This is a genomic window from Flavobacterium sp. FlaQc-30, from assembly GCF_044005885.1.
In the GTDB taxonomy this organism is placed as follows: domain Bacteria; phylum Bacteroidota; class Bacteroidia; order Flavobacteriales; family Flavobacteriaceae; genus Flavobacterium.
Map to the genome: position 1 here is coordinate 69,221 of NZ_JBIPCO010000009.1, position 14,235 is coordinate 83,455.

Here is a 14,235-nt window from a genome sequence, read left to right on the forward strand (position 1 = left end):
TTATGACTATAATTTCAAGTTAAAAGTACTTTTTTTAGTTGTACCCACAGCAAATCTTGCACCATAATTAAAACTCTAAAAAAATAAAACAAAAAAACAACTGCTTTCATACCCAAAATAGAGATTTCAAAAAATAATCTAATATTGAAAATCAAATGATTACCTTTGTAGTCCGACATTTTTTAAAATTTCCAAAAAGAATTCTACATGAGATTGTTCCACCCCCATTCTCTATTACATATTAACGACTAATAAAAACATGACAAATTATGGAATCTATTGAAATTACTATGGAAATCAAAGACAATACTTTTGCAAGACAATTTGAAACCACAGTTCCAGAAGGATTATTAAGCATTGAATATTCATTTCAGGAAAAGAAAATTTTCCTAACAAAAATCAACACTCCAGAAAACTACGAAAATCAAGCTGTAATCGACACCTTACTTAAAAACATAATGGAGCTGAGCACAGAAAAAAAATTGAGAGTAGTTCCAATCCATCCAAAAATTGTTTCTTTTTTCAAGAAAAACCCAAAATACAAAGAATTGCTCCCTCCGGGAATTAGAATCTAAAAATCGCCTATCAGCTTAAGCCACATACCGCCGATTACCATATAAATAAAAAGCATTACAAGTCCGGTTATTAAACCTTTGACCCACCAGCTTTTTAAATCAACATAGCCGCTCCCAAAAAAAACAGGTGCCGGCCCATGACCGTAATGCGTTAAAGTTCCGTAAATTGACCCTACAAAACCAAGCATAAACGCTAAAAGCAATCCTGGAACCCCTAACGAAACTCCTACTCCTAAAAGCGCCGCATACATTGCCGCTACGTGAGCTGTTGCGCTGGCAAAAAGGTAATGGCTAAAAAAGTATACTAGCACAATAATAGGAAATGCCATCTGCCAGCTCAAGCCTCCTATTTCTGCTTTTATTACATTACTAAACCAGTTTATAAAACCTAGTTCGTTTAACGAACTTGCCATCATAACTAAAACTGAAAACCAAACGATTGTGTCCCAAGCTCCTTTTTCAGCTTTTACATCATCCCAAGTCAGCACCGAAGTTAAAAGCAAAATTACTAAACCTATAAAAGCCGTTGTTGTAGCATCAATAGAAAACAAATCACCAGTCATCCAGAGAAATAACAAAATAAAAAACGTTAGGAGCATCATCCATTCGTTGCGGGTAATTGGCCCCATATCTTTCAATTTCTGAGCAGCAATTTGCGGTGCATCTCCCGTTTTTTTAAGTTCAGGCGGATAAATTTTATATAACACAAAAGGAATTACAAAAAAAGCACACAAACCAGGAACTATAGCAGCTGCCGCCCATGACATCCAAGAAATTTTTATTCCTAAATTAAGTGCAAACTTTTGACACATCGGGTTACTTGCTGTTCCTGTCAAAAACATAGAAGACGCAATTAAATTTGCATTGTAACTGCTTAGAGTAAGATATGATCCTAGTTTTCGGTGTGTTTCGGGTTGATCCGGCATAGAACCAAAACTCATTGACATTGATTTCATAATAGGATAAATAATTCCTCCGCCTCGAGCTGTATTACTAGGTACAGCAGGAGCTAAAACCAAATCAGCCAAACCTAAGCCATAAGCCAGACCCAATGAACTTTTTCCGAATATTCTAATAAACAAAAAAGCAATCCTGTTTCCTAAACCTGTTTTTATAAATCCTCTCGCTATAAAAAATGAAATCCCGATTAACCAAATCACTTTATCTCCAAAGCCTTTTAGAGCCAAAGTAATTGATTTACCTGCATCACCAGGAGCCAAAACCTGAGAAAAAGCGGTTAAAGCAATGGCAATCATACACATTGTACCCATGGGAGCAGCTTTTAGAATAATTCCTAAAATTGTAGCTACAAAAATGGCAAACAAATGCCATGCTTCGATTACTACACCATCTGGCGCAGGGATTAACCAAATTGCAATTCCAACTGCAAGCGTAATTAAGGTTTGAGGGATTTTTACTTCTTTCATAAAATTAGGATTAAATTAGACTACAGTCTGCATTGAAACTGAATTAGAAACAAATTATCATTATAAGAAGAGGTGTCTGGGATATTGCGAGCATATCTGTCTATTTCAAATCCCATTTCGATACGACCTGTATACGCTTTTCCAAATTCAAAACTAATCATTGGCGTATAAGTCTGCCTAACATTTGAATTAATTTTATAACTCGGATCGAAACTTTCAAAACGACAAGACAATTCTAAAGAGGTCAGTTTTTTGTAATTAACGGAGTATCTTAAATTAGGCAGAAAATAAATTCCGCGCATTTGGTAATCAGAAACATCAGGAGTTCTTGTATCAGCCGGCAGCGAAAAATATAAATTATGATTTGTACCTTGCTTGTACTCTATCTGCAAATCAAAAGTAAATTTATCTGTCAGCTTAAAATCGCTGGTAATATCAGCTCCAAAGGCAAAAACTTTTTCCTTGAAAACCTTACCAGTTCCAGCATTCAAACCTAAATTTATCTTATGTTCCTTTGACAATCCAAAAACCCAGCGTGTAGAATACTGCTTACCATTATCTTTATCCATTTCCTGATTTTTACCGTTTCCATTTAAAACCGAAACAGCATAGTTTACAGGAATTTTTCCAATGTCAAAGTTTCCGCTTGCCGAAGCTCCAATTTGAAAACTCGTCCATCCGTTTTTTCCAAATTCATAATATTGATTAGAGAAATCGAAAGATTTAATAATGTCCACAGGAACCAATTCCTCTATACCAAAAGCTGGACGAAATTGCCCGCCTGTTATCGCTATATATTTATTAAAAGTATATTTTGCATAAGCATTCTCCAGCACCTTTCCTTTTGTATCTGATTTAAAATCGGCTAGATTTACTAATATTACAACTTCCGTAGCTTCGCTAAGTTTTGTATTCAATCCTACACGCATTCTTTTAATATCAAATGTACTTTGAGTAGCATCTCCTGTAGAGTGATGAACTCCCATTACATCTACATTATCACCAAAACTCTCTAAATATCGAGCTTGAAAAAGCCCTTTAAACTGAAACTGCGGATACTTAACACCATCATCAGAATCTGTTGCAGTTTGAGTTGCAGCGGTTTGGGCATTCACAAAATGTGGTATTATCAAAAGGATAAAAATAATTTTTACTAGTAAAGGTTTATTCATAAAGACTTTAAATAAAAAATTAGTACAATATTATCTCTGCTTACTTTTTATTCTCCTCTCATCTTCTATCTGAACTTCGATTTGCCGGCCTTGGGGCTGCTGTATTTCTATTTGGTGCTGGACTAGGCGCCGGACGAGTTGCTGGTCGTGTTACTGGCGCTGCGGGGCGAGTTACAGGCTGTGTTGGTCTTACCGCAGGTTTTGTTGACGGGTTTGCAGGACGAGTCACTGGTCTTGTTGTACCAGGGTTTGTCACACCGGGTCTAGTTGTTGGGTTTGTTGGTCGCGTTACTGGTCTTGTTGTGCCAGGATTTGTTGGACGTGTTACTGGTCTAGTTGTTCCTCCAGGTCTGGTCGACGGATTTGTTGGTCGAGTTACCGGTCTTGTACTATTTCCTGGTCTTGAAGGTCTTGCAGGCGTTACCGGCGCAGGTCTTTTATAATCCCTGCCATTATAAGTCCCTTTATAACGTCCGTTAACTCGATTATCCCTAACTACTACAGATGAATTTCTTCTGGTGGCATAATTATTATAATATCTAGGATTTCTTATAACGGTAGTTCTTCGGTAATAACGATTGTTGTAATAATGTCCGTGATACCCCCAATAGTCATGATAATAAACTGGACGCCACGGACGCCAGTATGGAGGATAATAACCCCAATACCAAGGCGATCTGTACGCTACATATATAGGAGAAAACAAAAACAACACTACCGGCCATGCACTCACACTTGTACTTACATAACTTGGACTGGTTGTGGTATTATAATTATTAGTTGTATTGTTATTTACAATTACTGTTTGGTCTCCTTTATAACCGGGATTTGGTGTTCCTGCAGCTGTATCTGAAGGTTCAACTATATAATTTTTCCCATATAGATCTTTGTCTCCAATTGCCTGAACGTGAACATTATTTTTCTTGTCTTTATCAACTTCAATAACTGCAACATCTTGAGTTTCTTTACTATTTACAGCTACCTGAAGCACAATAACATGTGTATTTCCTTCTTTATGACTTTCGATTTCAATATAATCGATTTCTCCATCATTATTTAAATCTAAATTATTAACCTTAGTTTCTGGATCGTTTAATGCTTTTTCAAAATCTTCTAAAGTTTTTGATTTTTGAAATATATCTAATACAGCATATAAATTAAGGTTGTCCCCAGGTAAACCTAAAGCTACAGGTTCATCATTTGTTTGAGAAAACAAAGGGTTAAACAAACTACTCATTAAAACCGCAAAAAACAGAATACTTTTTTTCATGTTAATAATTAGTTAATTAGTTTTTGGTTTGACTAAGGTATGAAAAAACACACAAAGTTTTAACACTACTATACAACTTTCTGTTTTACATTATAAAGCACTAAATAAAAACAGCCTTTTTGCCCAACTTTACTTCTAAAAAAGGTCATATTGTAAGACTTATATTCTTATATTTGTAGATAAGCGTTCTTTATGAACATCTTCTTCTTTTGTAATGTCTTACAAAATCTGTTTTACGATTTGTCAAATTATAGAAATTAAATTGCGATGAAAAAACATGTACTTCTTTTTCTTTTTTTTCTTTCAATTACCTGTGGATATGGCCAAATTGAGGTCTCATCGACTTTGGATGATGCGATCCAGAAGGCTATCGAAAAAAGTGCTTCTTTAAAAAACAAGGATTTAGACATTGAGAAATTGAATCTTCAGGAAAAAAGTGTCTGGAATAAATATATTCCAACGGTTGAAGCGAGTGCTCTTTATACTTATTTTGACAATAAACTTACTGTAGATCTTCCTACGGCAACTATTCCAATTGTAAACTATCCTTTATTTGACGGCAAAACTGCTTTTAAAAATTATGGAAACATCTTTAATGGAAGTGTAATGGCAAAAACCGTACTATTCAGCGGTATGCAAATTCCGAATGGAGCAAAAGCTATTGAAGAAAAAACTAAAGGAACTGTATTTTTAAAAGAATCTGAAAAAGATCAAATCACAAAAGAAGTCATTAACACTTTTGATCAATTAGCATTATTGAAGGAGATTGACAAACTGCTAAAGGAAAGCGAAAACCGACTAGAAACAGAAACAAAACGTGTCACAAAAGCCATCGAACAAGGACTTACCATTCCGTATGATCGGGATAAAATTAAACTGGCTTCATTAGAACTGGCTTCAAAAAAAATTGAACTCGACGGGAAAAGAAAGTTAGTTTATAAAAAAATTCAATATTTAACGGGTTATTCTATTACAGAAATAGAAAATGTTCATTACGACTTAAACCCCTATTTAATAACAGACGAAAAATTAAGCACGCAAAATAAACAAGAAATAAAAGCATTGGAATCCTTTAAATCTGCTTATGAATATTTATTAAAGAAGGAGAAAGGAACTTATCTGCCAACTTTAGGAGCGTTTGGAGGAGTTTCGTATTCCAGTCTTTTTGATGCAAATGCTACTACACCAATAATTACAGGAATTAATCAAGCTTTATATTTAGGTTTAAACGAAGCTACAATAAGCAACAACTGGGTTGTTGGAGCTGCGATGAAATGGGAAGTTTTTTCTGGTTTTGAAAGAAAACACAAAGTGCATGAAGCTAAAATAAATATTGAACAGGTTCAAAATCAAATTGATGACACTAAAGAGAAACTCGAACTTCTGCTTGAAAAAAATCTCGTTGATTATAGTGTGCTGACTCAAAAAATAGACATTACGCAACAGCAGGAAAAAGTGGCAAACAATAATTTAAATCTGGCCATAAAACAGTATAAAGAAGGTTTAATCAATATATCTGAACGTCTTGAAGCAGAAAACGACTCTTATAAAGCATCTGTAAACAAAACAACGACATTGATTGAACAAAGGCTTGCTGCTATTGAAACTATAATTGCCACGGGCGATTTATCAAAAAAAATATCTAAATAAAAGTTCTATTTATGAAAAAAATAATTGTAACCGCTGTCGTAATTCTTCTTTTAATGAGCTGTCAAAAAGCAAAAAAAGAGGATACAATTCAAGGAAAAATAGAAAAAGAACAAATTGCAGTTGTCAGTAAAATTCCTGGCAAGATTTTAAAAATCTATGTCAAGGAAGGAGACATTGTACAAAAAGGAGATACATTGGCAATTTTAGACATTCCAGAAGTAGATGCTAAAAAAAGTCAGGCTGAAGGCGCAGTAATCTCGGCACAAGCACAATATAAAATGGCAGTAAAAGGCGCTACTGAAAACCAAATTAAACAGCTCGAGGCTAAAAAAATGGGATTAAAGGAACAATACGAGTTTGCTCAAAAATCAATCAAACGATTGACTAATATGCTGAAAGATTCTTTGATTTCTCAACAAACTTATGATGAAACTTTTGCCAAATATCAAGGAGCACAAGCGCAGTATAATGCAGTTATTGCCGAGCTTGATGATGCAAAAAAAGGCGCTCGAATCGAACAGCAAACAATGGCTTTAGGACAGCAAGACAGAGCTCTTGGCGCATTGCAGGAAGTAGAAACCGCAAATAAGGAACGTTATATAATTGCTCCGCAGAACATGAGTATCGAAACGATTACTTTAAATCTTGGCGAACTTGCATTGCCGGGTTACACTTTGTTTAATGGCTATATTGCCGACAGTACTTATTTTCGTTTTACAATACCTGAAAAACAATTGGATAAGTTAAAAAAGGGGCAAGAAATAACGGTACAGGTTCCATATAAAAAAGAAAATATTAAAGGAACAATTACCACCATAAAACAATTGGGGGCTTACGGAAATATTGCTACTGCTTATCCAGATTACGAAATGCAGGAAAGCTTATTCGAAATAAAAATAACACCTTCAAATATGGAGCAGGCAAAAAATCTTATTACAAAAACAACTGTTACTTTATCGCTTTAACTATGCAAAACTTTTTTTCATTGCTTAAACGGGAATTTCAATTATTTTGGAAAAACAAAGTGCTCCGAATATTATTCATTGGCGCACCAATACTCTATGGTGTTTTACTGGGATATGTTTATGGTAAAGGCAAGGTAACCGATTTACCCATAATTGTAGTTGATCAGGATCGAAGTGAATTAAGCTCAAAAGCAGTTCAGATGTTTGAGGATAATGAAGTTTTATCGATTGCTTCTATTTTATACGATCAAAATAATCTTTCCAAAATTGCCATTGAAAAAGAAGCAACTTGTGTAGTTATTATTCCAAAAGATTTTGAAAAAATGACGCTCACTAAAAAGTATCCTGAAATTACAACCATTGTAAATACATCTAATGTTTTAACGGCTAATTATGCTTCGACTGCTATACAAGTTTGTTTAGGAACATTAAAAGCAGGTGTTCAAATTGAAACATTACGAAAACAAGGTATTCCTGAAAATTTGCTCATGTCGCAATATGAACCTTTCAAAACTACTTTTATAAAAAAATACAATCGCAGCACCAACTATATGTATTTTCTTTGGCCGGGTGTTCTTGCAACGGTACTGCAGCAAGTGCTTTTACTCGGATTAGCACTTTCTTTTGCTTCTGAATTTGAAAACGGGACTTTTAAAGATTTAGTAAAAAGATGCCCGTCAATTTTCAAAATGCTTGCCGTAAAAATAATTCCATATCTCATAATGAGCTTTGGAGTCTGGCTTATTTACTGGCTTTTTACTTTGTGGTTCAGGCTTCCGTTTTATGAAAATTTACTACCGCTTACTTTTATTGCTGGAATATTTGTATTGTCTGTTTCCTTCATCGGAATTTTGGTAAGTGTAGTCGTTCCAAATCAATTAAAAGCGACAGAAATTTTGATGGTAATTGCAACGCCAAGCTTTATATTAAGCGGTTTTACTTGGCCTTTAAGCCAAATGCCTCAAGCTGTTCAAGCGATCGCAAATGTGATTCCGTTGACTCATTTCTTAAAAGCTTTTAGAATTCTAATTATTGAAGACGGTGCTTTTTCACAAACTACAACACCAATCTGGAATATGATTATTATTGGCTCAGTCTGCTCAGTTGGTGCTTACATTGCTTTGTATTTTAAAAAGAAAAGCATTTTAAAAGAAGCATAATTTTTTGACATAAAAAAAGGCATAAGAATCAACTTATGCCTTTATATTTTTTAAAGAGAGAATTACTTTTCAATCTCTCTCATAGAATCCATTTTTTTATGCGCAAGGAAACCTGCTACGTCTTCAAAATGCTCTTTCACACGTTTGTTTCCAAATTCAAAAACTTTAGTCGCTAATCCGTCAAGGAAATCACGGTCGTGAGAAACCAAGATTAATGTTCCGTCAAAATCACGCAAAGCATCTTTAATGATGTCTTTTGTCTTCATATCCAAGTGATTCGAAGGCTCATCCAGAATCAATAAATTTACTGGTTCTAACAACAATTTAATCATTGCCAAACGTGTTTTTTCTCCACCAGAAAGCACTTTTACTTTCTTGGTAATATCATCACCTTGAAACATAAACGCTCCAAGAATATTTTTAATCTGTGTACGAATATCTCCTACTGCAATTGCATCGATAGTTTCAAAAATAGTTGCATTTTCATCTAATAATGAAGCCTGGTTTTGAGCGAAATATCCAATTTGTGCGTTATGCCCAATTTCAACACTTCCTTCATCAACACCAATTTCTTTCATAATTGCTTTGATCATGGTCGATTTTCCTTCTCCATTTTTACCAACAAAGGCAACTTTCTGACCGCGTTCAATTACAATATTAGCATCTTTAAAAACGACATGATCTCCGTACGATTTAGACATTTCTTTTACTACAACAGGATATTGTCCAGAACGTGCCGCCGGCGGAAACTTCAAACGCAATGCAGAAGTATCTACTTCATCAACTTGAACAATTTCAAGTTTTTCAAGCATTTTCACACGTGATTGTACTGCATCGGTTTTTGAGAACGTTCCTTTAAAACGATCAATAAAAGCTCTATTGTCAGCAATCATTTTTTGCTGTTCATCATAAGCTTTCTGTTGATGAATACGACGGTCTTTTCTAAGTTCTAAATAATGAGAATATTTAGCTTTATAATCGTAGATTCTTCCCATTGTTACTTCGATCGTACGATTTGTAATATTATCTACAAACGCTCTATCGTGCGAAATTACCACAACCGCTTTGGCAGAAGTCAATAAAAACTCTTCCAGCCATTGAATACTTTCAATATCCATGTGGTTGGTAGGCTCATCCAGTAAAATCAAATCTGGTTTTTGAAGTAAAATTTTAGCCAACTCAATACGCATTCTCCATCCTCCAGAAAATTCAGAAGTTTGACGTGTAAAATCTTCTCTCTCAAAACCTAAACCAACTAAGATTTTTTCAACTTCCGCTTCGTAATTTACTTCTTCAATTGCATAATACTTCTCACTTAAGTCAGAAACTCGTTCGATCAATTTCATGTATGCATCACTTTCATAATCCGTACGAACTGTTAACTGCTCATTGATTTCGTCGATTTCGGCTTTCATTTTAAAAATTTCACCAAAAGCTTTAGAAGCCTCTTCCATTACAGTAGAGCCGTCTTTGGTCAATAAATGCTGAGGCAGATAAGCCACAACAGCATCTTTTGGTGTAGAAATACTTCCTGTAGAAGGCTTGCTTTGTCCTGAAATTATTTTTAGAAGTGTCGATTTTCCCGCACCATTTTTACCCATAAGGGCGATTTTATCATTTTCGTTTATAGCAAAAGAAACATCGCTAAATAATGTAGTTCCACCAAACTGAACCGAAATATCGTTAACTGTAATCATTACTTTCTGTGAATTTGTTTAATCGGTTAATCGTTTATTTGACTACCCATTTTTTTCGTGCTGCAAAGATAGATTAATTAGAGTATTAGACAATATTATTTAGATTACAGAGCAGCATGATTTTTTAAATTACATCAATATTCCTACATATTCACAAAATTTAATCTTATCTTGTATAAGAATTTAAAAATCAGCAAAATATGAGAACTAAATTAAACCTAACTGCCAGTCTTATTGCGGCGTTATTATTTGGACTTTCTGCACATGCGCAAAAAACGGTAATTAAAAAAGAAGCTTTGCCAGCAAATGCTCAAACTTTCTTAAAAACGCACTTTGGTTCAAAAAAACCAAGCTACATATTAGAGGATAAAGAAATTCTCTCTACAGAATACAAAGTTCAATTTGATAATAAAATTGAAATCGAATTTGACAAAAAAGGAAACTGGAAAGAAGTTGATGGTAAAGGCGCTAAACTTCCAACGTCTATCATCCCAAAAAAAATTGCCTCTTACGTAAAAGCAAATTTTCCTAAAGAAAAAGTAACCAAAATTGAACTGGGGTCTTTTGGCTATGAAACAAAACTAACCAACGGTTTAGAATTAAAATTCAACACAAAAGGAGATTTCACTAAGATTGACAATTAACAAAAACTGATAAATTTAAAAATCTACTATAAAGCAAAACCCGACAAATTTTAAAAATTTGTCGGGTTCAAAAAATTATCTAATTTTCAAATTGACTAATTATCTAATTAATCTTTTCTCCATTTTTTAGTTTCTTCAAAAATATGCTCTAAAATTGAAGCTTCTATTTCATCAAAAGCAATATTTCGTCTTCCCATAACTAATTTGGCAGTTTCGAAAGCTTTTTTGGTTACGTACGTTGTAAAACCAGCTGCTCCGCCCCAAGAAAAACTTGGAACAAAATTTCTAGGAAATCCAGAACCAAAAATATTAGCACTTACTCCAACAACAGTTCCAGTATTAAACATAGTATTGATACCACATTTGCTGTGATCACCCATCATTAAACCACAAAACTGAAGACCTGTTTTTGCAAATCCTTCTGTTTCATAACTCCACAATTTTACTTCTTCGTAATTATTCTTAAGATTTGAATTATTACTGTCTGCACCAATATTACACCATTCTCCCAAAACTGAATCACCAAGAAATCCATCATGCCCTTTGTTTGAATTGGCAAAAAGAACAGAATTCTTAACCTCTCCTCCTATTCTAGATCCTGGACCAACTGTTGTTGCTCCGTAAATCTTAGCATTAAGTTTTACTGAACCATTTTCGCATAAAGCAAAAGGACCGCGAATTACAGTTCCTTCCATGATTTCAGTATTCTTACCTATATAAATAGGTCCTGTTGATGCATTTAAAGTTACAAACTCCAATTTTGCTCCTTCTTCGATAAAAATATTCTCAGGCGCTATAACATTTACACTCTTAGGAATTGGCTGTGACTTTCTATCTTCTGTCAAATAAGCAAAATCAGCACGAATCGCAGCGTCATTTTTAGAAAAAATATCCCATGTATGTTCAACCGTCAAACAATCTTCATTGTACTGAATAACTTCGTATGAATCAAAATCAACTTCTTCTTGATTTTCTGTTGTAAAAAAAGCAATTACATCATCTCCTTTAAAGATCGCCTGATTTTCTTTTAAATCAGAAATTAATTCTGCCAGTGCATCATTTGGTAAATACGCCGCATTAATCATTACATTTTCTTCCATTTCCACCATCGGAAATTTGGCAGATAAGTAATCCTCAGTAATTGTTGTAATAGTAGAACCTAAACGTGATTCCCATTTTTGGCGAATCGTCATAATTCCAATTAGAATATCAGCCACAGGTCTTGTAAAAGTAAAAGGCAGTAAAGCATTCCGGACCGGACCGTCAAAAAGAATATAATTCATAAATAAATTTTGTACTTGTTAAAATCTTGATTTGGTTATCAGGGTCAAAGTTACAAATATTTATTTTTTTTACTAAAATTGTTTTAGTAGATAGTAATTAATTCATGAATAATCGTATTGCTCTTAATTATAATAAAAAAACATAGCCCGTGATTTCAACCATAGGACACAATATATCTGCAACACGTACCGCATGGTTGAAGCCACATTCTATATTTAAAATCTAGTTTTTGTCTTTTAATAATTTAGAATAAAATAATTCGTGAATTGCTTCGCCAGTTCGCTATCGCTCGAGTCGCAGCTAATAAATTATTGTACAAAAAAAGCCTTCCGATTGGAAGGCTTTTGTATGATTGTAAACAGCTATTATTTTTTAGCGTGTTTTGCATATTTAGTTTTGAATTTATCAATACGTCCTGCAGTATCGATAAGTTTAGATTTACCAGTATAAAAAGGGTGAGATGTTCTAGAAATCTCCATTTTTACAACTGGATACTCAACTCCGTCAACTTCAATTGTTTCTTTTGTATCTGCAGTAGATTTAGTGATAAAAACTTCGTCATTTGACATGTCTTTAAATGCAACTAATCTGTAATTTTCTGGGTGAATTCCTTTTTTCATCTTTTCTTTTATTTATTGTTTTAGAGCATTTTTATTTTGAAGCTTTTCCATGGTTAGAAAAAGGTATAAACAACTCTACTCTTTTTTGTTTAAAAATTTAATTATTTTTGAGTGTGCAAATTTACAATTCTTTTTTAATAAACAAATACTTAGCTCACTTTTTTTTAGTTTATTTCGAAAAGCTTTTTTTATCTTCGATTATACTGGGAATTACTATATTTGTGGATTAATTTTAAACTTATAGAAATATGATTAATGAAGTTATTAAAAAGAATGGAGTTACTTACGGCATTACTCTAGGAATCATCCTAGCTTTGATTACTGCAACAATGTATGCTATAGATCTAAAATTATTTGTTTCGGGCTGGGTAGGCGGTCTAACATTTGTGCTTTATTTAATAATTGGCATCCTATTATTGGTTAAAACAAAAAAAGAAATCAACGGCTTTTTTTCGTTTAAAGATGCATTTACCACTTTTTTTATAACTACTATAATTGCTTTAGCAATTTCTACCTTATTTAGTATTATATTATTTAATGTAGTCGATCCAGGCGCTAAAGACACCGTAAACGAGTTACTTATAAAATACATGGCTGAAACTTTACAAAAGTTTGGAACACCAGCTTCAGCTGTAAATGAAGCTTTAGCTAAAATGAAAGAAAACAGTCCTTTCTCAACTATAGAACAACTAAAAGCTTTAATTTTCAGTATTGTCGGCTACTCAATTTTAGGATTAATTTTAGCTGCATTTTTCAAAAGCAAATCTACACAAGAATAAAAATATAAATGAATTTATCTATACTTATACCGCTTCTAAATGAAGAGGAGTCACTTCAAGAACTATATACATGGATTATTAAAGTGATGCAATCTAACAATTACTCTTATGAAATCATTTTTGTGGATGATGGAAGTACAGATGATTCTTGGAATATTATTGAACGTTTCTCAAACGAAAACCCAAATGTAAAAGGGATTCGTTTCATGAAAAACTTTGGAAAATCGCAGGCTTTGCATGCTGGTTTTGCAAAAGCAAAAGGCGATGTAATTATTACAATGGATGCCGATTTACAAGATAGTCCGGATGAAATTCCAGGATTATATGAAATGATTACAACTCAGAAATTCGATTTGGTTTCTGGCTGGAAAAAGAAACGTTACGATTCTGTCGTAGCAAAAAATCTGCCTTCAAAATTATTCAACTGGGCTGCCAGAAAAACTTCGGGTGTTGAATTGAATGATTTTAACTGCGGACTAAAAGCATACAACAACACAGTTGTAAAAAACATTGAGGTATCTGGTGAAATGCACCGTTACATTCCAGTTTTGGCAAAAAATGCTGGTTTTAATAAAATTGGCGAAAAAGTGGTTATTCACCAAGCGCGTAAGTATGGTGAAACTAAATTTGGAATGGATCGTTTCATAAACGGTTTTCTAGATTTAATTACGATTTGGTTTTTATCAAGATTCGGAAAAAGACCAATGCACTTATTTGGAGCGATAGGTTCACTAATGTTCATTATCGGATTTCTATCTGCGGGATACATTGGTATTTCAAAACTATACCATATGTACAATGGAATGAAGTACAGCCTGGTAACTAGTAATCCGTGGTTTTTTATTGCGTTAACCACAATGATTCTTGGAACTCAGCTTTTTTTAGCAGGTTTTCTAGGCGAAATCATTTTGAGAACCAAAAACAACGAAGAACGTTATAAGGTTTCAAGAGAGGTTAATTTTTAATCGAAATACTTTGCCTTCTCAGACGTA

At 33.7% G+C, this 14,235-nt stretch carries 13 protein-coding genes; 7 read left to right on the forward strand and 6 right to left on the reverse strand.

The features are described from left to right. Positions 1–290 precede the first annotated feature (290 nt). Positions 291–575, forward strand: a complete 285-nt coding sequence (locus tag ACHRV0_RS18685; protein WP_129023578.1) for a GNAT family N-acetyltransferase — start codon at positions 291–293, stop codon at positions 573–575. On the opposite strand, the gene ACHRV0_RS18690 is transcribed toward ACHRV0_RS18685, so the two are convergent. The 3 genes from ACHRV0_RS18690 to ACHRV0_RS18700 are packed head-to-tail and all read right to left on the reverse strand — an operon-like array spanning position 572 to position 4,444. Further along, the gene (locus ACHRV0_RS18690; RefSeq protein ID WP_089054164.1) at positions 572–2,002 is read right to left on the reverse strand and encodes an anion permease; all 1,431 of its coding nucleotides are present in this window, start codon (positions 2,000–2,002) and stop codon (positions 572–574) included. The two genes, ACHRV0_RS18685 and ACHRV0_RS18690, sit on opposite strands and share 4 nt — an antisense overlap. 20 nt (positions 2,003–2,022) lie before the next feature. Beyond that, positions 2,023–3,174, reverse strand: a complete 1,152-nt coding sequence (locus tag ACHRV0_RS18695; protein ID WP_129023554.1) for a porin — start codon at positions 3,172–3,174, stop codon at positions 2,023–2,025. Between the two features lie 58 nt (positions 3,175–3,232). Beyond that, a complete protein-coding gene (locus tag ACHRV0_RS18700; RefSeq protein ID WP_395442027.1) occupies positions 3,233–4,444 on the reverse strand; it encodes a hypothetical protein in 1,212 nt (403 codons plus the stop codon). Between the two features lie 267 nt (positions 4,445–4,711). On the opposite strand from ACHRV0_RS18700, the gene ACHRV0_RS18705 reads away from it, so the two are divergent. The 3 genes from ACHRV0_RS18705 to ACHRV0_RS18715 are packed head-to-tail and all read left to right on the forward strand — an operon-like array spanning position 4,712 to position 8,219. Beyond that, entirely contained in the window at positions 4,712–6,094 is a 1,383-nt protein-coding gene (locus ACHRV0_RS18705) for a TolC family protein (RefSeq protein WP_395442029.1), read from the forward strand. 11 nt (positions 6,095–6,105) lie between these two features. Continuing rightward, complete coding sequence (locus tag ACHRV0_RS18710; RefSeq protein ID WP_395442031.1) at positions 6,106–7,059, forward strand: HlyD family secretion protein; 954 nt, start codon at positions 6,106–6,108, stop codon at positions 7,057–7,059. Positions 7,060–7,061: 2 nt separating this feature from the next. Next, complete coding sequence (locus ACHRV0_RS18715) at positions 7,062–8,219, forward strand: ABC transporter permease (protein ID WP_395442033.1); 1,158 nt, start codon at positions 7,062–7,064, stop codon at positions 8,217–8,219. A gap of 62 nt (positions 8,220–8,281) precedes the next feature. On the opposite strand, the gene ACHRV0_RS18720 is transcribed toward ACHRV0_RS18715, so the two are convergent. Beyond that, on the reverse strand, positions 8,282–9,916 hold the full coding sequence (locus ACHRV0_RS18720) for an ABC-F family ATP-binding cassette domain-containing protein (RefSeq protein ID WP_089054158.1): 1,635 nt from the start codon (positions 9,914–9,916) through the stop codon (positions 8,282–8,284). Between the two features lie 200 nt (positions 9,917–10,116). Between ACHRV0_RS18720 and ACHRV0_RS18725 the strand changes: the two genes are divergently transcribed. Then, positions 10,117–10,560 (forward strand): PepSY-like domain-containing protein, encoded by a 444-nt coding sequence (locus tag ACHRV0_RS18725; RefSeq protein ID WP_089054157.1) that lies wholly within the window; start codon positions 10,117–10,119, stop codon positions 10,558–10,560. Positions 10,561–10,667: 107 nt separating this feature from the next. Here the strand turns inward: ACHRV0_RS18725 and ACHRV0_RS18730 are convergent, their stop codons facing one another. Further along, positions 10,668–11,843 (reverse strand): GlmU family protein, encoded by a 1,176-nt coding sequence (locus tag ACHRV0_RS18730; RefSeq protein WP_395442036.1) that lies wholly within the window; start codon positions 11,841–11,843, stop codon positions 10,668–10,670. A gap of 366 nt (positions 11,844–12,209) precedes the next feature. Then, positions 12,210–12,464, reverse strand: coding sequence for a type B 50S ribosomal protein L31 (locus ACHRV0_RS18735; protein ID WP_008464817.1), 255 nt, complete (start codon positions 12,462–12,464; stop codon positions 12,210–12,212). A 248-nt stretch (positions 12,465–12,712) separates the two neighbouring features. Here ACHRV0_RS18735 and ACHRV0_RS18740 point away from each other — a divergent pair, with 248 nt between their 5' ends. Both ACHRV0_RS18740 and ACHRV0_RS18745 read left to right on the forward strand, forming a co-directional pair. Further along, entirely contained in the window at positions 12,713–13,243 is a 531-nt protein-coding gene (locus ACHRV0_RS18740) for a DUF4199 domain-containing protein (RefSeq protein ID WP_129023561.1), read from the forward strand. 8 nt (positions 13,244–13,251) lie between these two features. After that, positions 13,252–14,208 (forward strand): glycosyltransferase family 2 protein, encoded by a 957-nt coding sequence (locus ACHRV0_RS18745; protein ID WP_395442038.1) that lies wholly within the window; start codon positions 13,252–13,254, stop codon positions 14,206–14,208. The last annotated feature ends 27 nt before the right edge of the window (positions 14,209–14,235 follow it).